The 20684-nt window shown below is 61.7% G+C and carries 21 protein-coding genes; 5 read left to right on the top strand and 16 right to left on the bottom strand.

The annotated features are described in order from the left end of the window. Positions 1–244: 244 nt before the first annotated feature. On the top strand, positions 245–2641 hold the full coding sequence (locus tag AB3X89_RS17360) for a penicillin-binding protein 1A (RefSeq protein ID WP_368584380.1): 2397 nt from the start codon (positions 245–247) through the stop codon (positions 2639–2641). 101 nt (positions 2642–2742) lie between these two features. Here AB3X89_RS17360 and cyaY read toward each other — a convergent pair whose 3' ends face one another. After that, entirely contained in the window at positions 2743–3063 is a 321-nt protein-coding gene (cyaY, locus tag AB3X89_RS17365; RefSeq protein ID WP_176110110.1) for an iron donor protein CyaY, read from the bottom strand. A gap of 35 nt (positions 3064–3098) precedes the next feature. Between cyaY and AB3X89_RS17370 the strand changes: the two genes are divergently transcribed. Beyond that, positions 3099–3443, top strand: coding sequence for a lipoprotein (locus AB3X89_RS17370; RefSeq protein WP_368584382.1), 345 nt, complete (start codon positions 3099–3101; stop codon positions 3441–3443). 9 nt (positions 3444–3452) lie between these two features. Then, entirely contained in the window at positions 3453–4715 is a 1263-nt protein-coding gene (gene lysA, locus AB3X89_RS17375; RefSeq protein ID WP_368584383.1) for a diaminopimelate decarboxylase, read from the top strand. Positions 4716–4837: 122 nt separating this feature from the next. Here the strand turns inward: lysA and msrQ are convergent, their stop codons facing one another. The 5 genes from msrQ to AB3X89_RS17400 form a co-directional block, all read right to left on the bottom strand. Beyond that, complete coding sequence (gene msrQ, locus AB3X89_RS17380) at positions 4838–5539, bottom strand: protein-methionine-sulfoxide reductase heme-binding subunit MsrQ (RefSeq protein WP_368584384.1); 702 nt, start codon at positions 5537–5539, stop codon at positions 4838–4840. 10 nt (positions 5540–5549) lie between these two features. Next, positions 5550–6545 carry a protein-methionine-sulfoxide reductase catalytic subunit MsrP gene (msrP, locus tag AB3X89_RS17385; RefSeq protein WP_368584385.1) on the bottom strand — a complete coding sequence of 332 codons (996 nt, stop codon included), beginning with the start codon at positions 6543–6545 and terminating at the stop codon, positions 5550–5552. A gap of 206 nt (positions 6546–6751) precedes the next feature. Next, the gene (gene ccsB / locus AB3X89_RS17390) at positions 6752–7957 is read right to left on the bottom strand and encodes a c-type cytochrome biogenesis protein CcsB (RefSeq protein ID WP_368584386.1); all 1206 of its coding nucleotides are present in this window, start codon (positions 7955–7957) and stop codon (positions 6752–6754) included. A gap of 4 nt (positions 7958–7961) precedes the next feature. Further along, the gene (locus AB3X89_RS17395; protein ID WP_368584387.1) at positions 7962–10172 is read right to left on the bottom strand and encodes a cytochrome c biogenesis protein ResB; all 2211 of its coding nucleotides are present in this window, start codon (positions 10170–10172) and stop codon (positions 7962–7964) included. A gap of 118 nt (positions 10173–10290) precedes the next feature. Next, positions 10291–10944, bottom strand: a complete 654-nt coding sequence (locus tag AB3X89_RS17400; protein WP_026228372.1) for a cytochrome c — start codon at positions 10942–10944, stop codon at positions 10291–10293. A 220-nt stretch (positions 10945–11164) separates the two neighbouring features. Here AB3X89_RS17400 and yihA point away from each other — a divergent pair, with 220 nt between their 5' ends. Further along, positions 11165–11827 carry a ribosome biogenesis GTP-binding protein YihA/YsxC gene (gene yihA, locus AB3X89_RS17405; RefSeq protein ID WP_368584388.1) on the top strand — a complete coding sequence of 221 codons (663 nt, stop codon included), beginning with the start codon at positions 11165–11167 and terminating at the stop codon, positions 11825–11827. 285 nt (positions 11828–12112) lie between these two features. Next, a complete protein-coding gene (gene hemB, locus AB3X89_RS17410; protein WP_368584389.1) occupies positions 12113–13111 on the top strand; it encodes a porphobilinogen synthase in 999 nt (332 codons plus the stop codon). A gap of 127 nt (positions 13112–13238) precedes the next feature. Here the strand turns inward: hemB and dsbD are convergent, their stop codons facing one another. From dsbD to secY, 10 genes are all read right to left on the bottom strand, one after another. Further along, a complete protein-coding gene (gene dsbD / locus AB3X89_RS17415; protein ID WP_368584390.1) occupies positions 13239–15119 on the bottom strand; it encodes a protein-disulfide reductase DsbD in 1881 nt (626 codons plus the stop codon). Then, positions 15112–15438 (bottom strand): divalent-cation tolerance protein CutA, encoded by a 327-nt coding sequence (gene cutA, locus AB3X89_RS17420; RefSeq protein ID WP_368584402.1) that lies wholly within the window; start codon positions 15436–15438, stop codon positions 15112–15114. Before cutA ends, dsbD begins: the two co-directional genes overlap by 8 nt. Positions 15439–15634: 196 nt before the next feature. Further along, positions 15635–16027 carry a 50S ribosomal protein L17 gene (gene rplQ, locus AB3X89_RS17425; RefSeq protein ID WP_013090750.1) on the bottom strand — a complete coding sequence of 131 codons (393 nt, stop codon included), beginning with the start codon at positions 16025–16027 and terminating at the stop codon, positions 15635–15637. 191 nt (positions 16028–16218) lie between these two features. Beyond that, positions 16219–17196 carry a DNA-directed RNA polymerase subunit alpha gene (rpoA, locus tag AB3X89_RS17430; protein ID WP_368584391.1) on the bottom strand — a complete coding sequence of 326 codons (978 nt, stop codon included), beginning with the start codon at positions 17194–17196 and terminating at the stop codon, positions 16219–16221. A gap of 124 nt (positions 17197–17320) precedes the next feature. Beyond that, positions 17321–17944, bottom strand: coding sequence for a 30S ribosomal protein S4 (gene rpsD / locus AB3X89_RS17435; protein WP_013090752.1), 624 nt, complete (start codon positions 17942–17944; stop codon positions 17321–17323). Between the two features lie 147 nt (positions 17945–18091). Continuing rightward, on the bottom strand, positions 18092–18496 hold the full coding sequence (gene rpsK / locus AB3X89_RS17440) for a 30S ribosomal protein S11 (protein WP_006052224.1): 405 nt from the start codon (positions 18494–18496) through the stop codon (positions 18092–18094). 28 nt (positions 18497–18524) lie between these two features. Beyond that, positions 18525–18890: a 30S ribosomal protein S13 gene (gene rpsM, locus AB3X89_RS17445; protein WP_008923332.1), complete on the bottom strand. Its 366-nt coding sequence runs from the start codon at positions 18888–18890 to the stop codon at positions 18525–18527. 41 nt (positions 18891–18931) lie between these two features. Beyond that, positions 18932–19048: a 50S ribosomal protein L36 gene (gene rpmJ / locus AB3X89_RS17450; protein WP_004199844.1), complete on the bottom strand. Its 117-nt coding sequence runs from the start codon at positions 19046–19048 to the stop codon at positions 18932–18934. 20 nt (positions 19049–19068) lie between these two features. Further along, on the bottom strand, positions 19069–19287 hold the full coding sequence (infA, locus tag AB3X89_RS17455) for a translation initiation factor IF-1 (RefSeq protein WP_004521905.1): 219 nt from the start codon (positions 19285–19287) through the stop codon (positions 19069–19071). Between the two features lie 8 nt (positions 19288–19295). Then, entirely contained in the window at positions 19296–20642 is a 1347-nt protein-coding gene (gene secY / locus AB3X89_RS17460) for a preprotein translocase subunit SecY (RefSeq protein WP_368584392.1), read from the bottom strand. Positions 20643–20684 lie beyond the last annotated feature (42 nt).

Consider the following 20684-nt stretch of genomic DNA (forward strand, 5'->3'; position numbering starts at 1 on the left):
CCTCCCTCGGAACGCGAATAACGAGGGATCATTGTCGGCAGACGCGCGTCCTAACGACATTCAGCCGAATGGCTAACGCGGCTGCGAAGCCGCCCCGAGCGGCATCAAAGCGACTACAGTTGGGACTACAGCGAAGTCGTTCCCGCGCCGCCTGGCGAGTGCCGATTGCACGCCATTCGTAAGGCTTCCGAAAGCAGAAAAACCCTGGCGGCTATAATCGCGGGACTGTTTTTCCGGTACTCCTATGCAAGCCACGTCTCCTACGTCTCCGCCGCCCGCGCCGAAAAAGCGCAAACGCCCGCTATGGCTGAAGCTGATCCTCGGCTTTGTCGGGTTGATCGTGGCGGGCATCGTGTGCGTAGCGCTGGTGCTCGGCTACGCGCTCGTCGTCGCAACGCCGAACCTGCCGTCACTCGATGCGCTGACCGACTACCAACCCAAAGTGCCGCTGCGGATCTACACGGCCGACCACGTGCTGATCGGCGAATTCGGCGAGGAGCGGCGCGACATCGTGCACATTCAGGACGTGCCCGACAGCCTGAAGAAAGCGATCCTCGCGATCGAGGACGCGCGCTTCTACGAACACGGCGGCGTCGACCTGACCGGCATCGCGCGAGCCGGCATCGTCGCGCTGACCAACGGCCATGCGACGCAAGGCGCGAGCACGATCACGATGCAGGTGGCGCGCAATTTCTTTTTGTCCAGCGAGAAAACCTATACGCGCAAGATCTACGAGATGCTGCTCGCGTACAAGATCGAGTCGAAGCTGAGCAAGGATCAGATTCTCGAGGTGTACATGAATCAGATCTATCTCGGTCAGCGGGCGTATGGATTCGCGAGCGCCGCGCGCGTGTACTTCGGCAAGGATCTGAAAGACCTGACGCTCGCCGAATCGGCGATGCTCGCCGGTCTGCCGAAGGCGCCGTCCGCGTATAACCCCGTCGTCAATCCGAAGCGCGCGAAGGTGCGCCAGGAGTACATCCTGCAGCGCATGTACGAGTTGCACTACATCACTCCGGAACAGTACGACGAGGCGAGCCGGCAGCGGCTCGTCGTGAAGGGCATGGGCAAGGAGTACAGCGTGCACGCGGAATACGTCGCGGAAATGGTGCGGCAGATGATGTACGCGCAATATCGCGAGGAAGCCTACACGCGCGGCCTGAACGTCGTGACCACGATCGACTCGGCCGATCAGGACGTCGCCTATCACGCGGTGCGCAAAGGCTTGATGGACTACGAACGCCGTCACGGCTATCGCGGCCCGGAGGCGTTCATCGATCTGCCGGCCGACGCCGACGAGCGCGAGCAGGCCATCGACGACGCGCTGCTCGAGCATCCCGACAACGGCGAAATCATCGCGGCCGTCGTCACGGCGGCGAGTCCGAAGGAGGTCCAGGCGGCCTTCATCGACGGCAACGTCGCAACGATTCAGGGCGATGGCCTGCGCTATGCGCAGTTCGCGCTCGGCCCGCGCGCGCAGCCGAATCAGCGCATCCGGCCCGGCGCGATCGTGCGGCTCGTGAAGAACGACGAGGGCGACTGGTCGATCACGCAATTGCCGCAGGTGGAAGGCGCGTTCATCTCGGTGGTGCCGCAGGACGGGGCGATCCGTTCGCTGGTCGGCGGCTTCGACTTCAACAAGAACAAGTTCAATCACGTGACGCAGGCGTGGCGTCAGCCGGGCTCGAGCTTCAAGCCGTTCATCTATTCGGCGTCGCTCGAAAAAGGCCTTGGGCCCGCGACGATCATCAACGACGCGCCGCTCTTTTTCAGCGCCGCCGAAACCGGCGGCCAGGCGTGGGAACCGAAGAACTACGGCGGCGGCTTCGACGGTCCGATGACGATGCGCACCGCGCTGCAGAAATCGAAGAATCTCGTGTCGATCCGCATCCTGAATCAGATCGGCCCGAAGTACGCGCAGCAATACATCACGCGCTTCGGCTTCGACGCGGACCGCCATCCCGCCTATCTGCCGATGGCGCTCGGCGCGGGCCTCGTGACACCGCTGCAGATGGCGGGCGCGTTCTCGGTGTTCGCCAACGGCGGCTACCGGATCAATCCTTACCTGATCGCGGAAGTCACCGATCAGCGCGGCGGCGTCGTCGCGCAAGCGCATCCGCTCGTGGCCGGCCAAAACGCGCCGTATGCGATCGAACCGCGCAACGCCTATGTGATGAACAGTCTGTTGCAAAGCGTCGCGCAGCACGGCACCGGCGCAAAGAGCAACGTGCTCAAGCGCACCGATCTCGCCGGCAAGACCGGCACGACCAACGACTCGCGCGACGCGTGGTTTGCCGGCTATCAGCACACGCTCACCGCGATCGCGTGGATCGGCTACGACAATCCGCGCAGCCTCGGCGACAAGGAAACCGGCGGCGGCCTCGCGCTGCCGGTGTGGATCGAGTACATGGGACGCGCGCTGAAGGGCGTGCCCGAGTACAAGATGGCACGCCCCGACGACGTCAGCGAAATCGGCTCGGAACTTTATTTCGACGATTTCACGCCGGGCCACGGTTTCATCGCAACGGTCGGCGTCAGTCAGGCGACGCTCGACGCCCAGGCGAGCGCCGCGGCCGCCGCGCCGGAACAGGTCGGCGAGCAGGAGAAGCAGGACATCATGAATCTGTTCCGCGGGCACTAAGGCCGCGTCGACGTACCGTTAGAAAAGAAAAAACCGCCGCGTTGATTACGCGGCGGTTTTGTTTTGAGAGCGTCTCGTGCTTCGCGCTTGTCGCGCCGTGCTCATTGCGCGGCGAACTGCACCGGCTCGCCAGCCTGCTCGGTCGCATACTGCGACAGCGCCGCGAAAAACTCCGAGCCGCTGCGCGTGTCGCGCCATTCGCCGTCGACGAAACGGAAGTGGAAACCGCCGGCCTTCGCCGCGATCCAGATCTCGCTCATCGGGGGCTGAAGGTTGACGATGATCTTGGTGCGGTTCTCGAATTCGAGCGTCAGAACGTTGCCGCTGCGCTCGAGTTCGATGTCGGCGTCGATGTCGTCGAGCGCGCTCTCGATGGCGGCCAGTACGGCTTCCGCACGGGTCAGGTAATCACTATCGGACATGCTAAACTCCATCGATTATTCATTCAGGGACAGTCATGCGAGTCGTAACTCGGATGCGCGCGGCAGCGCCCGGCCGCGCGATTGTAGCGGTTTTAGCCATTCTCGCAGGTTGTGCGCTTACCGGCTGCGGCCAACGCGGCGCGCTCTATCTGCCAACCGTACCGCCGCTGCCTGCCCCGCCGGCTCATCGCACGCAAACGCCGTCGACCGATCAAACGCAACCGGCTACCGGCAGCGCGGCCGACGCGGATTCGATCCCGGACACCTCGGGCACGCCGCTCACGCTCGCCCCCGAAGACCAACTCAAGACGCCGCCCGCTTCGGCGGCATCGGCTCCCGCAGTACCGCTGCCCGCCTCTGCCGTCCCTTCCGCTCAATAAGACTTTCGCATGACTCGATCCGCATTTGACTACGTCGACGGCGTATTGCACGCCGAAGGCGTGTCCGCCGTTTCCCTCGCCGAGCAGTTCGGCACGCCGCTGTACGTCTATTCGCGCGCCGCGCTCACCGCGGCGTGGAACGCCTATGCGGGCGCCTGCGCCGGGCGTCGCGCGAGCGTGCACGTGGCCGTCAAGGCCAACAGCAATCTCGCGGTGCTGAACGTATTCGCGCGCCTCGGCGCGGGCTTCGACATCGTGTCAGGCGGCGAACTCGCGCGCGTGCTCGCGGCCGGCGGCAAAGCGGAAAACACCGTGTTTTCGGGTGTCGGCAAGCAGGCGAGCGAAATGCGCGACGCGCTCGCGGCGGGCGTCAAATGCTTCAACGTCGAATCGATTCCCGAGCTCGATCGACTCAACGCTGTGGCGGGCGAGATGGGCAAGAAGGCGCCGGTGTCGCTGCGCGTGAATCCCGACGTCGACGCGAAAACGCATCCGTACATTTCCACCGGCCTGAAGACGAACAAGTTCGGCGTCGCGTTCGAAGATGCACGCGCCACTTATCAGGCGGCCGCGGCGATGGCGAATCTCGAGGTGGTCGGCATCGACTGCCATATCGGCTCGCAAATCACCGAAGTCGCGCCTTACCTCGACGCAATCGACAAAGTGCTGGAGCTCGTGGAGCAGATCGAGCAGGACGGCGTGTCGATTCGCCATATCGACGTCGGCGGCGGCCTCGGTATCACCTACGACGACGAAACGCCGCCGGAAATCGGCGAGTTCGTGCGCACGGTGCTCGATCGCATCGAAGCGCGCGGCCACGGTCACCGCGAAGTCTATTTCGAGCCCGGTCGCTCGCTGGTCGGCAACGCGGGTGTGCTGCTCACGCGTCTCGAGTTTCTGAAGCCGGGCGAGGACAAGAACTTCGCGATCGTCGACGCGGCGATGACCGATCTCGCACGCCCCGCGATGTACGACGCGTATCACGCAATCGAGCCGGTCGTGAAGCGCGACGTCCCTGCGCACGTCTATGACGTGGTCGGCCCGGTCTGCGAAAGCGGCGACTGGCTCGGCCGCGAACGGCTGCTCGCTGTCGAACCCGGCGATCTGCTCGCGATCCGTTCGGCCGGTGCCTATGGCTTCGTGATGAGCTCGAACTACAACACCCGTGCGCGCGCCGCCGAGGTGATGGTGGATGGTACACAAGCGCACGTAGTCCGCGCACGCGAAGAGATCAGGCAGCTGTTTGCGGGCGAAGCAATTCTGCCGGCGTAAACGTCAGAGCTGGCTGTACAGCCAACGGTAAATAAAGCGCAGCAACGAAAAAAATGGCGATGCCTACTCGGCATCGCCATTTTTCTTTGCAGCCGCGTGCGTGACGCGAAAGTTTCGCGCAATCACCGTCGGCGCATCGTCATCCTTCGCTCGCGTATCCAGACCACCAGCCGCCATCCCAGCAGCGCAATCATCACCGCGCCGTAAATCTCCGGCAGCAGCAGATCGTGCTTGCCCGCCTTCATCCACCAGAAATGCAGGATCGCGAGCGCGCCGATCGCGTAGATCGCGCGATGCAGCGTCTGCCAGCGACGTCCGAGCTTGCGCACCATCGCGCGCGGCGACGTCACCGCAAGCGCGATCAGCAGCACGAACGCGGCGAAGCCCACCGTGATGAACGGCCGCTTGCCGATGTCCTTCAGAATCTCCGCCACATCGAACCACTTGTCGAACCACAGGTACGTAGTGAAATGCAGCGTCGCGTAGAAGAACGTATAGAGTCCGAGCATCCGGCGGAAACGCACGAGCGCGGCGACGCCGGTCAGACGGCGCAGCGGCGTCACCGCTAGCGTGATGCACAGGAACACGAGCGTCCACAGGCCCGTCGAGCGCGTGATGAATTCGATCGGATTCGCGCCGAGCCGGTCGGTCAGGCCAAACAGCACGAGGCGTGCGAGCGGATAGAGCGCCGCGGCGAAGACCGCGACTTTCGCCGGTACGACCCAGCGCGCGCTGCCCGCGGCCCGCCGCCTGGCCGCCGACATCGGCGCCGTGCGCCGTGTCGCTGGCGCGCTGCGGGTGACAGTTTGCGTATCGGAAGCCATCGCGCTCGCCTTAAAAGTTCTTCTTCAGGTCCATGCCTTGATAGAGCGATGCAACCTGATCGCCGTAACCGTTGAACATCAGCGTCTTGCGCTTCGGCGTAAAAAAGCCGTCTTCGCCGATGCGCCGTTCGGTCGCCTGGCTCCAGCGCGGATGATCGACATTCGGATTCACGTTCGAATAAAACCCATATTCGTTCGATGCGTAGGTGTTCCAGCTGGTCGGCGGCTGCTTGTCGACGAAACGGATCTTCACGAGCGACTTCGCGCTCTTGAAGCCGTACTTCCATGGCACCACGACGCGAATCGGCGCGCCGTTCTGGTTCGGCAGCATCTGGCCGTAGAGGCCCATCGTCAGCAGCGTCAGCGGATGCATCGCTTCGTCCATCCGCAGGCCTTCGGAGTACGGCCACTCGAGTATGGGCTGCGACAGCCCGGGCATCTGCGATGGATCGGCGAGCGTGATGAATTGCACGTACTTCGCATTGCCGGTCGGCTCGACGCGTTTAATTAACTCGGAAAGCGAGACGCCGATCCACGGCACCACGATCGACCAGCCTTCGACGCAGCGATGCCGGTACACACGTTCCTCGAGCGGTGCGAGCTTCAGCAGATCGTCGATGTCGTAGACCTTCGGATTCTTGATCTCGCCCTCTACGCTCACCTTCCACGGATGCGGCCGCAGCGTGCCCGCGTGCTGCGAGGGGTCGGATTTGTCGGTGCCGAACTCGTAGAAATTGTTGTAGGTGGTGATGTCCTTGTACGGCGTGATCTTGTCGAGCGCGACGAACCTGGTGTTGGTTTTCGCCGCGAGCTTCTGCGCCTTCGGATCGGGGGACGAGTATGTCGCGAGCGCCTCGCCGCTCACGCCGATCAGGCTGCCGAGCGCCATCGCGCCGGCTGCCTGCAGGATGCGTCGGCGGTTCTCGAACACGTGCCGCGGCGCGATTTCGCTGCGCGCGATGTCATCCCCGGTCAGTTGAATTCTGTCGCTTCGCTTGATCCACATCGTGCTGCTCCTTGCCGGCCCGCCGCGTCGTGCGCGTTGCGGTGCCATATTGATGATCGCCCGTTTGGGCGCGCCTGTCATCCACGGGTACCTGCTCGGGTGCTTGATCAGCAAACACCGAGGCGCGACGAATATTCCGTCCACCATGAAAAAACCGCCGGTGCTAAAGCACGCGGCGGTTCTTAGTCGGTTCAGCGCGGCGGATCTTACAGCTTGCCGTAGCTATGCAAGCCCGACAGGAACATGTTCACGCCGAGGAACGCGAAGCTCGTGACCAGCAGGCCGGTCAGCGCCCACCATGCGGCGACCGCGCCGCGCAGGCCCTTCATCAGACGCATGTGCAGCCAGGCCGCGTAGTTCAGCCAGACGATCAGCGCCCACGTCTCCTTCGGGTCCCAGCTCCAGTAGCCGCCCCACGCTTCGGCGGCCCACAGCGCGCCGAGAATCGTCGCGATCGTGAAGAACGCGAAGCCGACCGCGATCGACTTGTACATCACGTCGTCGAGCACGTCGAGCGCCGGGAGACGATCCGCGAGCACGCCGCGTTCCTTCGCCAGATATGCAACGCCGACCATCGCCGACAGCGCGAAACTGCCATAGCCGATGAAGTTCGCCGGCACGTGAATCTTCATCCACCAGCTTTGCAGCGCCGGCACGAGCGGCTGGATCTGCTGCGCGTCGCGCGAGACCGAGTACCACATCAGGAAGCCGACGGCCGCGCTGATCACGAGCAGCACAAACGCGCCGAGCGCGCGCGTGTTGTAGTGCTGCTCGTAGTACAGATAGAACAGCGCGGTGATCAGGCTGAACAGCACGAATACTTCATACAGGTTCGAAATCGGAATATGGCCGACGTCCGAGCCGATCAGGTACGACTCGTACCACCGCACCATCATGCCGACGAAGCCCATCAGCACCGCCACCCACGTCATCTTCGAGCCGATCGCGGCGCCGGTCGGCGAGCGCGACAGCAGCGCGATCCAGTAGAACACGGTCGCGAAGACGAACAGCGCGCTCATCCACAGGATCGCGGACTGGCTCGACAGGAAATATTTGAGGAAGAACGCGTTGTCGGCGCGGCTCAGATCGCCTTGGTATATCTGGATCGCAAGCAGGGACAGCGCGGCGATTCCCACCATCAGCGGACGCACCGGCTTCCAGCGCCAGCCCAGCACCACGAAAACCGGCACCGAGCAGGCCAGCACCAGTTTGTCGTAGTAATTCATGAACGGGTAATAGCGCGACAGCGCGAACCCGGCGCCACCGACCAGCGCGAGCGCGAACAGCCAGTCAAAGATACCCAGGCGTTTCAGGAACGGCCGTTCGTCGAATTGCTGGAGTTCGGGCGTGCTGCTCGCAAACGCCTTGTCGGCGCGTGAAGCAGAGGAGGAGGAAACCTGAGTCAAGTCCATGATCTTACCGGGTCGAATCCTGTGAGCTTGCCGACGGGGCTGCGGCCTGAGCGGCCGGGGTGGTATCGGCAGCTTCGATGAGTTTCGCGCCCAGTGCGGCGCTCACGGCGTCGCGCGTCTGGACGAACTCCTTCTCGAAGTCTAGCGTCTTACGCGCGCTCGACATCGCCATCACGACGTTCGTGCCGTGGTCCGTATCCTTCAGCCAGAACCACAGACGGCGTTCGCGGACGTAGAACATCGAGAAGATGCCCAATACGAGAAGCAGGCTGCCAAGATACACGACTTTTTTGCCCGGCGCGCGCGTCAACTGAAATACCGAAGCTTGCACCTGCTTGAATGAGTCAAGCTGCAAATAGACCGGCGATCCATACAGAAAGCTGTCGGATATCGCATTAAGCGAACTTTGGATGAAGCGGCTCGTGTCGGCATTGGCCGGCGCGGCGGGCTCGCCGAGCCGCTGGCGCGACAGTTGCCACAAGTCCCACGTGACGCCTTCGAGCATCCGAAGCAGCAAGCCCGCGGCCTTTTCCTGCTCGCCCTTCGGTACCGAGCGGTCGATAAAGCCAGCCACCGCCTGGAAGCCGCCGAGCGTTTCGCCGTTCGGCATCTTCATGCTGGCGTCCGCGCCCGCAAAAAGGGTCAGCACGCGCAACGCGCTTTCCTCCAGATGCTGCTGCAACTCCGCGTTCGAGCCTGGCACCGAGCGCTGCGCAAACTGATGAGCGGCGATGGCGCGTAGGTTCGGGTCTTCGAGCGTGGCGCGCAGGTTCATCCATTCCTTCAGCGTGCCGCCGCTGTCGGCGGGAATTCGCAGGTAGCGGAACGGATCGTCTGGATTCAGGCGCATGCCGGCGAGGAACATCTTCTCGCCGTTGACGTCGACGGGCAGCATGTAGTTGTTGTACTCGCGCGCCTGGCCGTCCTTGCCGCGAATCTTGTATTGCACCGACGGGCCGACGTTGTGCAGATCGAGCGGCTTCGAGGATTTCGCGCCGGAGCCGAGACGCTCGTCGAACGCTTCCTTCAGCGAGTGCTGCGCGGCGACCCCGCGCGCATCGTTCCGGCCATTGGCGTTCGAGATGTTTTCGACGTTGATCGCGCGGAAGTCCGTGAATTCGACGGTCTGGCCATCGGCGAGCGGTGTGGCGGAGCTCAGCGGCGCGCTGCCTCCGATCGTGCCGCCAAACGGCGCGGGCTTCGCGCTCGGGCCGGACATCGGGAAGGCGGTCATCTGCATCTGCGAGCCGCCATCCTGGAAGCTCGATTGATAAATCGACACGCCGTCGTATTCGAACGGCTTGTTGACCTCGACGCGCGCCGGCACGCGCGCGCCGGTCTTGTGATCGACCACGACGATGTCGCTCGCGAACAGCTTCGGCATGCCGGTCGTGTAGTAATCGACGATGAACTTGTTCAGTTCGATCGAAAACGGCAGGTCCTGGATCAGCGAACCGTTGGGCTGATTCAGGATCGCGGTCGACACGTGCTGCCCCTCGGGCACCCACGCGTAGCCGCGGAACGTCGGGTTCGACTCCGACAGCCGATGGTCGGGCGAAATCTCGTTGATCACGGTGTTCGAGTTGATCGGCGACTTGTCGAACAGCCACATTTGCAGCTTGATCGGCAGATTGCTGTCGAGCAGGCCGCCGAGGCAGATCACGACGATCGCGATGTGCGCGGAGATGTAGCCGAACTTCGTCAGCGCGCCACGCTTCGCGGCGATCAGCGTCGCGCCGTCCGACTCACGCGTGACGAACTTGTAGCCGAGCTTCGCCGACAGTTTCGCGAGCACTGCCGCAGTCTGCGCGCGCGTGCCGTGCACGGCGAACTCGCCCTTGTGATGGAACGCACGCAGGCTGCCTTCGCGAACCTTGTCCTTCCAGCTCTTCGCATCGGCGAGCATCTTCGGCGCATTGCGGATCACGCATAGCGACACCGACACCATCAGGAAGCCAAGAATCAGCATGAACCACCACGAGCTGTACACCGTATACAGGCTCAGCGCGCGGAAGATGTCCGCCCAGAACGGACCGAACTGGTTGACGTAGTTGGGATATGGATCGTCCTGCGTGAGGACGGTACCGATGATGCTGGCGATCGACAGAATCACGAGCAGCGCAATGGCGAAACGCATGGAGCTCAGGAGCTCGATGGTGCTGCGCATGACGCGATTGCCCGACTTCGACTGCAGACCCGACGTGGTGACGCTCATTCAAACTCCGACTGAACAGCAAAAAAGGGTGAAGGGCTGTCGCAGCTACGACACCCTCACCCTTTTCTTGTTTTTCACCGACCTCGCCGGGCCGGTTGGACTCGCGCAGGCGAACCGCTTAATGCAGACCCGCGATGTAGTCGGCAACCGCCTTGATCTCGTTGTCCGACAAACGTGATGCTATCGCATGCATCGCGTCGCTGTTATTACGAGCGCCCGGACCTTGCGTGAACGCGGTCAGCTGCGTCACCGAGTACTCGGCCCACTGTCCCGACAGGCGCGGATACTGGATCGGAATGCCCTGTCCCGTGGGGCCGTGGCAGGCCGCGCAGGCCGGCACGCCCCGGTCGGCAATCCCACCGCGATAGATCTGCTGCCCCACCGCGACCGTGTTCTTATTGTGCGCATAGCCCGGCTTGGGTGTCTGCGTCGAGAAGTAAGCCGCAACGTTGATCATGTCCTGATCGGAGAGCGCGGCAGCCATGCCTGCCATGATCGCATTATTGCGCGCGGCCTGTTTGGCGCCCGGTTGCGTCTTGAAATCTCTGAGCTGCTTGACGAGATACTCCGGATGCTGGCCCGCCAGCTTCGGATATGCACCGCCGGCACTGTTGCCGTCTGCCCCGTGACATGACGCGCACACTTGTACCGCGATTGCCTGCCCCCGATTGATGTCCGGCTTTGCCGGATCTGCTGCTCGTGCCTGAATTGCCAAACCTGAAAGACCTGCCGTTACATGAAGCACCATCAGAGTCTTGCACAGTCGATTCATTCGCACACCCTGTCTCGTCTTGTGGGATTTTAGAGGTTCTGCAAAGTACGACGACGGCGACCGAGTGACCGCCAGGAGCCGCCAAGGCACGTGGGGCGGGCTCCCAAGGTATTCAGTAAACCATCGTATTGTACAATAACTCGCTAATCGCTTAGACGCCAGTCGGGCTTGACCCCGTTCCCGCTGCGGGCCCCGCGGCGTCTCCAATCTGGCTTCCACCATGCCCTTCCTGCTCCACGAATCCCGCTTCTATACCACCGTCAATCATCTGCGTGACCTGCCGGCCACCGCGCAGCCCGAGATCGCTTTCGCGGGACGCTCGAACGCAGGCAAGTCGACGGCGATCAACGTGCTCTGCAATCAGAAGCGACTCGCGTTCGCGAGTAAGACGCCTGGCCGCACGCAGCACATCAATTATTTTTCGGTTGGCAAGCCGGATGAACCGGCCGGCTATCTGGTCGACCTGCCGGGCTACGGCTATGCGGAAGTGCCGGGAGCGGCGAAGGCGCACTGGGAAGCGCTGCTGTCTTCGTATCTGCAATCGCGCTCGCAACTGCGCGGCATGATCCTGATGATGGATTCGCGCCGCCCACTGACGGATCTCGATCGACGCATGATCGAGTGGTTCGCGCCGACCGGCAAGCCGATCCATACGCTGCTCACCAAATGCGACAAATTGACGCGGCAGGAAAGCACGAACGCATTGCGCACCGCGCAGAAGGGACTCGCCGAATATCGGGCGGCGGGCTATCGCGGTGAGTTGAGCACACAGCTCTTTTCCGCGCTCAAACGCACGGGCCTAGACGAAGCGCATGAACTGATCGAGAGCTGGCTGATCCCGGGCGCAGTGGACGAAGCAGGTGAAAAGCCGGCCGCGGGCTGAGTCACTATCGATGCCGGAGTCCCGCCGCGCGTGTGACGCGGGAGTCGCATTGAATACCCGTATCAGAGCGCATTTCTGGCCACCCATAAAAAAACCCGCCGCTTGAACGGCGGGTCAAACAGCCTAATCGAAAAACGACAGGCACCCGCTCAGGGAGGAGAAGCGGGGAGGTCAGCGCTAGGCGCCTTGCTCGATCGGTATGATATACCATTGTCTCGAAAAGTTTCCGGGAGCGGAGCCAGGTGCCATTTGTCCACTCCACCTATCCACGATCTTCGATTCGATATGAGCTTCTACCCGCACTACCGTCCGCGCCGCATGCGCCGTGACGACTTCTCGCGCCGCATGATGCGCGAAAACATTCTCACCACTAACGACCTGATCTACCCCGTATTCATCGTCGAAGGCACCAACGCTCGACAAGCCGTGCCGTCGATGCCGGGCGTCGAGCGCGTGTCGGTCGATCTGCTCATGGGCGTCGCGGAGCAGTGCGTCGAACTGGGCGTGCCGGTGCTGTCGCTGTTTCCCGCGATCGAGCCCTCGCTGAAGACGCCCGACGGCCGCGAAGCGGCCAACCCGGCGGGGTTGATCCCGCGCGCGGTCCGTGAATTGAAGAAGAATTTTCCGGAGCTCGGCGTACTCACCGACGTCGCGCTCGATCCGTACACGAGCCACGGTCAGGACGGCGTGCTCGACGAAGCTGGCTACGTGATGAACGACGAGACCGTCGAGATCCTCGTCGAGCAGGCGCGTGCGCAGGCGGAAGCCGGGGTCGATATCGTCGCGCCGTCGGACATGATGGACGGCCGCATCGGTGCGATCCGCGAAATGCTCGAGAGCGAGGACCACATCCACACGCGCATCATGGCGTATGCGGCGAAGTACGCTTCAGCGTTCTACGGCCCGTTCCGCGATGCCGTCGGTTCGGCGACGAACCTCGGCAAGAGCAACAAGATGACCTACCAGATGGACCCGGCCAATTCGAACGAGGCGCTGCGCGAAGTGCAGGCCGACATCAATGAAGGCGCGGACATGGTGATGGTCAAGCCGGGCATGCCGTATCTGGACATCGTGCGTCGCGTGAAGGACGAGTTCCAGTTTCCTACCTACGTGTACCAGGTAAGCGGCGAATACGCGATGCTGAAGGCCGCCGCGCAGAACGGCTGGCTCGATCACGACAAGGTCATGATGGAATCGCTGCTGGCGTTCAAGCGTGCCGGCGCGGACGGCGTGCTGACGTATTTCGCGCTAGATGCCGCGAAGATCCTGCGTTCGCAGAAATAAATCAGCACGAGGCTTGGCACGCGGCTGCCGTGAGAAGAAAACGGAGACGAACCTTAGGGTTTCGCCTCCGTTTTTTTGTGCTGCTCATTCTCGCCGCCGCGGCCTGCAACGCCCCCCCGGCGTTCGATTACACCCCCGACGCGCTCGCTCGATCCAGTGTGCGCAGGAATTTATCCGCCGATTCGTAGCCGACCACCCGCAGCACTTCCTTGCCATCCTGATCGAAGAAAATAATCCCCGGCGGCCCGAACAGGTTGAAGCGCTTGAGCAGCGCCTGATCGTCGGTATTGTTCGCAGTGACGTCGGCGCGCAGCAGATTCATCTGCTTCAGCTTCGCCTGAACGCGCGGGTCGCTGAAGGTGAATTTCTCCATTTCCCTGCAGCTCACGCACCAGTCCGCGTAAAAATCGAGCATGGCAGGCTGTGCTGCCGTTTTGACGGCCTGGTCAAGCTGCGCCGATGAACGAACCGGTGCGAACGTCAAATCGCTTTGCGACGCCGTTGCGACCTCGCTAGAACCATCTTTCGCGATGCCCGCCTGACTGCCGGCGCGAGCAGCGAGCACGGCCAGCGGGCGCAGTGGGTCCGATGATCCCGCGGCGAGGCCAATCACAAGCGCGGCCGCCCAGACCGCCATCACGACGCCGACCGACCGGCCTAGCCGGTGCCATATCGAGCCACCCGCGGCCGACCTGGAAAACAGGCCGAGGGCGACTGCAGCGATCAGCAGCCAGAGGGCACTCAACAGCATCGTCGCCGGGCCGCCGAGCACCGGCCAAATGATCCACAGCGCCGCGGCGAGCAGAACCACGCCGAAAAACACCTTTACGCTGTCCATCCACTTGCCCGCGCGCGGCAGCAGCGTGCCCGCGCCGAGGCCGATGATCAGTAGCGGCAGCCCGAGGCCGATCCCCATCGAGAACAGCGCCGCGCCACCGAGCACGGCATTGCCGGTGTGCGCGATGAACGCGAGCACCGCGAAAAGCGGCGCGGTCATGCAGGCGCCGACAACCAGCGCCGACAGCGCGCCCATCACGGCGACCGCGGTAAATTTGCCGCCCGAGCGTCCCGCTGACACGCTCGACATCCGATCGCGCCAGCGCGGCGGCAGTTCGAGATCCACACCAGCGATCAGCAGCAGCGCGAAAATCGTCAGAAGGCCGCCGAACGCGCCGAGCACCCACGGGTTCTGCAGCCATGCGCCGAGACTCTGCCCGACGAGTGCCGCCGCGACGCCCAGCACCGTGTAGACGAGCGCCATCCCGATTACATATGCGAGCGACAGCGCAAAACCACGCCCACGTGTGACGCGCGCCCCCTCACCGATGATGATCGCAGACAGGATGGGAATCATCGGATACGAGCACGGCAGCAGGCTCAGAATTGCGCCCGCAACAAAATAAAGCCCTACGATCGCAAAGAAACCGCCTCGCTGTAGCAGCGTCTGCGCGTAGTCGGCGCTGGTCGCGCGTTCGTACCACGGCTCGTCCTCAGTGTGCGCGGATTGTTGCGCGGTTGGACCCGCTGCCGCGCCGCCAGCCGACTGCAGCGCCACGCCGCTCACGTGATAAACGCGCTCCATCGGGGGGTAGCAGATGCCAGCGTCGGCGCAGCCCTGCGACGTCACCGCGAGATCGAACGGTCCGGCAGCCTGCTTGACCGGAATATGAATCGTCAGCTCGTTGCGATACGTCTCGACATTCTTGTTGAACGTCTGATCGAACTTCACGTGACCGTCGGGCAGTTGAGGCTCGCCAAGCGTCGCTGTGCCATTCCGGGTCGCGAAAGCGAAGCGCTCGCGGTACATGTAGTAACCGTCCGCAATCTTGTAGGTGACGACGACTTGCCCGGGCTGCTCGGTCGCACTGAACCGGAATGCGACCGACGGGTCGAGGAAGTCGTCCGCGGCCCGTGCGAGCGTGGCGAGTTGCGCGAGGAACGCGCAGCCGAGCAGAAAGAATGCAGTGCGCAGCGCAGCGCGCGCGCGCTGGTCGAGACCGTTAAACATGAAGAGGGCGTTGGGTTTCAGCAGTGATCCACTGGCCGTAGGCGGCCGAGGCCGTCGCTTGCCAGGAGAGTATTTCCGGCGTGTCGTAGGGATGGTGAGCCTGAAGGTATTGTTCCAATTCGAGCGCGCGAGCGGCGCTGGTCTTGAACAGCAACTGGATTTCCTGCGCGGTTTCGATCGCGCCCTGCCAGTGATAGCTCGAATGCACGCTGCCCAGCTGCGTGACGCATGCACAAAGGCGCGCGGCGAGCGCGTCGGCGGCGAGCTTTTCCGCGACGGCCACATCCGGCACCGTCGTCAGCACCAAGGTCACATTCACACTCACACCAGGCTCCGGCGGCGCAGGATTTCGATCCCGATATCGTATCACCTGGCCATGTCGCCCCGCAGAGCGCCCCGCGGCGCGGCCGCGGCATTTGGTCACCGCGACACGGCTTTCGGCATCGATGAAAAAATCGCCGACAGAAACAAAAAAGCCAGGCGATGCGCCTGGCTTTTCGTCGAAACCAAAAAGCTTACTCAGCTTCTTGCACTTCCGTTTCTTCAACTTCCGGACGGTCGAGCAGTTCGACCAGTGCCATCGGCGCGTTGTCACCGACGCGGAAGCCGAACTTCAGCACGCGCAGGTAGCCGCCCGGACGGTTTGCGTAGCGCGGGCCGAGCACGTCGAACAGCTTCGTGACCGAGTCACGGTCGCGCAGGCGGTTGAAAGCCAGACGACGGTTTGCGAGCGACGGCTTCTTGCCGAGCGTGATCAACGGCTCGACGACTTTACGGAGTTCCTTCGCCTTCGGCAGGGTGGTCTTGATGACTTCGTGCTCGATCAGCGAGTTGGACATGTTACGGAGCATTGCCAGACGGTGGCTGCTCGTGCGGTTCAGTTTCCGCAGACCATGACGGTGACGCATGTTAATTCCTTCAGTTCAAAGTTTTGGTCCAGCTCTTCTATCGCACTCGTTCTGCAGCATTGGCAGCACACAGTGAGCGCACGGGCCGGTAGTTAAAAAAGACAAGACGCGGATTTTAAAGGAAAATCCGCGTCTTTGCCAGTCTAGTGCAGCAGTGCAATTCGCGGGTTACACCCGACCGAGTTGTCCGCTTACTTGTCGAGACCTGCCGGCGGCCAGTTCTCGAGCTTCATGCCGAGCGTCAGTCCGCGCGATGCCAGAACTTCCTTGATCTCATTCAGCGACTTGCGACCCAGATTCGGAGTCTTGAGCAGCTCGTTCTCGGTACGCTGGATCAGGTCGCCGATGTAGTAGATGTTCTCGGCCTTCAGGCAGTTCGCGGAACGAACCGTCAGTTCCAGATCGTCGACCGGGCGCAGCAGGATCGGATCGATCTGCGGTGCGCGCGACGGCGCTTCCGCCGCTGCTTCGGTGCCTTCTAGCGCCGCGAAGACCGACAGCTGATCGACCAGAATGCGCGCCGATTGGCGGATCGCTTCTTCCGGCGAAATCACACCGTTGGTTTCGATGTTCATCACGAGCTTGTCGAGGTCGGTGCGCTGCTCGACGCGAGCGCTTTCGACCGCGTAGCTCACGCGACGAACCGGCGAAAACGACGCGTCCAGCACGATTCGGCCGATGATCTTGGCCGACTCTTCACCGTAGCGACGCACATTGCCCGGCACATAGCCGCGGCCCTTTTCAATCTTAATCTGCACGTCGAGCTTGCCACCCTTCGACAGATGCGCAATCACGTGATCCGGATTGATTACTTCACAATCGTGTGCGAGTTCGATATCGCCGGCGGTAACCACGCCTTCGCCTTCCTTGCGCAGCGTAACCGTCACTTCGTCACGGTTATGCAGCTTGAAGACGACGCCCTTCAGGTTCAACAACAGGTTGACCACATCCTCTTGCACACCGTCGAGCGTCGAGTACTCGTGCACGACGCCTGCAATCGTCACCTCGGTCGGAGCATAGCCAACCATCGACGACAACAGCACGCGCCGAAGCGCGTTACCCAAGGTGTGGCCATAACCGCGTTCAAACGGTTCCATGACCACTTTCGCGTGGCTCTCGCCAAGCGATTCAACTGCAATGATCTTGGGCTTCAACAATCTGGTTTGCATAGGTTTTCCTTTTCAATACCCTCGGCTCGTTACACCGATAAGGCTGACCGGTAACAACCTGAAAATAAACAGCCGAGACGCCCCCTTGCGCAACGCAATCAGGGCGCCCCGGCCGTCAATCCGATTACCGCGAATACAATTCGACGATCAGGCTTTCGTTGATGTCGCCAGCGATGTCGCTGCGTTCCGGTTTCTGCTTGAAGGTACCTTCGAACTTCTTCGCGTCGACCGCGACCCAGCTCGGCATGCCGCCTTGTTCAGCGAGCGACAACGCCTCGATGATGCGAGCCTGCTTGCGCTTCTGTTCGCGCACGGCGACGACGTCGCCAGCCTTGACTTGCATCGACGGGATGTTCGTCACGACGCCGTTCACCGTGATCGCCTTGTGGCCGACCAGCTGACGTGCTTCAGCACGCGTCGAGCCGAAGCCCATCCGATACACGACGTTGTCCAGACGCGACTCGAGCAGTTGCAGCAGGTTTTCACCCGTGTTGCCCTTCAGACGGTCTGCTTCAGCGAAGTAGCGACGGAACTGGCGCTCGAGGACACCGTAGATACGCTTTACTTTTTGCTTCTCGCGCAGCTGCGTGCCATAGTCGGACGTACGCGCGCCCGAGGTACGGCCGTGCTGGCCGGGCTTGCTGTCCAGCTTGCACTTGTCAGCGAGCGAGCGGCGTGCGCTCTTCAGGAAGAGGTCAGTGCCTTCACGGCGGGACAGCTTGGCCTTGGGGCCGATATAACGTGCCACGTTGATTCCTTCTGTGATTTATCACGCGAATGCTTCCACTCGCGCTAGTCCGAACCCTTTGGTTCGAACGGTGGGCTTAGTCATTTAAATAATGCGCGCAGCCCGCCGCCGCGCAAGGCGGCAACAGGCGCTCGCGAAACCGTCGTCTTAGATACGACGACGCTTCGGCGGACGGCAGCCGTTGTGCGGGACCGGCGTCACGTCGGAGATCGCGGTGATCTTGATCCCAAGACCATGCAACGCGCGCACCGCCGATTCGCGGCCAGGACCGGGGCCCTTGATCCGCACTTCGAGGTTCTTCACGCCGTATTCCATCGCCACGCGGCCAGCCGATTCAGCTGCGACCTGAGCTGCAAAAGGAGTCGACTTACGCGAACCCTTGAAGCCCTGACCACCCGACGTTGCCCAGGCAAGCGCGTTGCCTTGACGGTCGGTGATCGTGATGATGGTGTTGTTGAACGACGCGTGAACGTGAACCACGCCCTCGGCGACGTTCTTCTTGACCTTCTTGCGAACGCGTTGCGCCGCGGAGTTGTTCGAAGCCTTAGCCATTACGTTTTCCTGTAACTGTCAGTTCCGCTTACTTCTTCAGCGATTGCGCTGCACGACGCGGACCCTTGCGCGTACGGGCATTCGTACGCGTACGCTGGCCGCGCAGGGGTAGACCCTTACGATGCCGCACGCCACGATAGCAGCCGAGATCCATCAGGCGCTTGATGTTCATCGTCGTTTCACGGCGCAGATCGCCTTCAACGATGAACTTGCCGACTTCTTCACGCAGCTTTTCGAGGTCTGCGTCAGTCAGGTCTTTGACCTTCTTCGAAAATGCCACACCAGCAGCGACGCAAATGTCGCGCGAGCGCGTGCGACCGATACCGTAAATAGCCGTCAGGCCGATTTCAGTATGCTGGTGATTCGGGATGTTAACCCCTGCGATACGAGCCATTGTTTTTCCTCAAACAAAAAGCGCAAGCAAAAGCGCGGCGTTCAGCCTTGACGCTGTTTGTGGCGCGGATCAGAGCTGCAAATCACGCGCACAACGCCTTTGCGCTTGATGATCTTGCAATTGCGGCAAATGCGCTTAACCGATGCCATCACTTTCATGATATTACCCTTTTTTCAAATCACTTCGCCCGGAACACGATCCGCGCACGCGACAGATCGTAAGGCGTCAATTCAACCGTCACCTTGTCGCCCGGCAGGATTCGGATGTAGTGCATCCGCATCTTGCCGGATATGTGTCCCAACACGACATGGCCGTTTTCCAGCTTCACCCTGAAGGTAGCGTTAGGCAGGTTCTCAATTACTTCGCCCTGCATCTGGATCACATCGTCTTTGGCCATAAGTCCTTTCAACGCATCGGGACGCCGCCGCCTTTGAAATTAGCTTTCTTCAGCAGCGATTCATACTGTTGCGACATAACGTACGACTGCACCTGCGCCATGAAATCCATTGTGACGACGACAATGATCAGCAGCGACGTTCCACCAAAATAAAACGGCACGTTCCAGCGCAGCACCAGAAATTCGGGCAGCAGGCAAACGAACACGATGTAGATCGCACCGGCCAGCGTGAGACGCGTAAGGATGCGGTCGATATATCGCGCCGTTTGATCGCCCGGGCGGATGCCAGGGACGAAAGCGCCACTCTTTTTCAGGTTGTCGGCCGTTTCCCTGCTGTTGAACACCAATGCGGTGTAGAAGAAGCAGAAGAAAACGATCGCCAACGCGTACAGCAACACGTACACGGGTTGACCGGGCTTCAGGGCTTCGGCCACATTGTGCAACGTGTCTGCGAACCAGCTGGTACGCGAGCCCGAACTGAACCAGTTCAGGACAGTTGCCGGGAAGAGAATGATCGACGATGCGAAGATCGGCGGAATCACGCCCGACATGTTCAGCTTCAGCGGCAAATGAGAAGACTGGCCGCCGTAAATCTTGTTGCCTACCTGCCGCTTTGCGTAATTCACAAGAATCTTGCGCTGGCCGCGTTCGATGAACACCACCAGATACGTCACAGCCGCAATCAGCGCGACGACGATAATCGCCGAGATGATAGTCATCGAGCCAGTTCGCACTAGTTCAAAGAGACCACCGATTGCGTTCGGGAAGCCCGCCGCAATACCGCCAAAAATGATGATCGAGATACCATTGCCAAGCCCGCGCTCCGTGATTTGCTCACCCAGCCACATCAGGAACATCGTGCCGGTCACAAGCGTCACGACCGTCGTCAACCGGAATACCATCCCCGGATCGATCACGAGGCCAGGCTGATTTTCCAGCGCCACGGCAATACCGAACGCCTGAAATGTCGCCAGCACGACCGTGAAGATCCGCGTGTATTGCGTAATCTTCCGCTGACCTGCCTGCCCTTCCTTTTTCAGCGCTTCGAGTTGCGGCGAGACAATCGCCAGCAACTGCATGATGATCGACGCCGAAATGTACGGCATGATCCCCAACGCGAAAATGGTGAACCGCGAAAGTGCGCCACCCGAGAACATGTTAAACATGCCAAGGATGCCGCCCGACTGGCTTTGGAACAGCTTCGCCAGTTGGTCCGGGTCGATACCCGGCACCGGAATATGCGCGCCGATGCGGTAGACGACCAGCGCCAGCAGCAGGAACACTGCTCGCCGACGCAGATCGCCAAACTTCGCCGCGCTGCGACCGGGTTTTGCGAGACTCGGGCTGTTAGCCAAGTACCTTCTCCGATGCAAATGCTAGTGACGGCAAATAACTTG

The organism is Paraburkholderia sp. BR14320 (genome assembly GCF_040948665.1).
GTDB classification, from domain to species: Bacteria; Pseudomonadota; Gammaproteobacteria; order Burkholderiales; family Burkholderiaceae; genus Paraburkholderia; species Paraburkholderia youngii.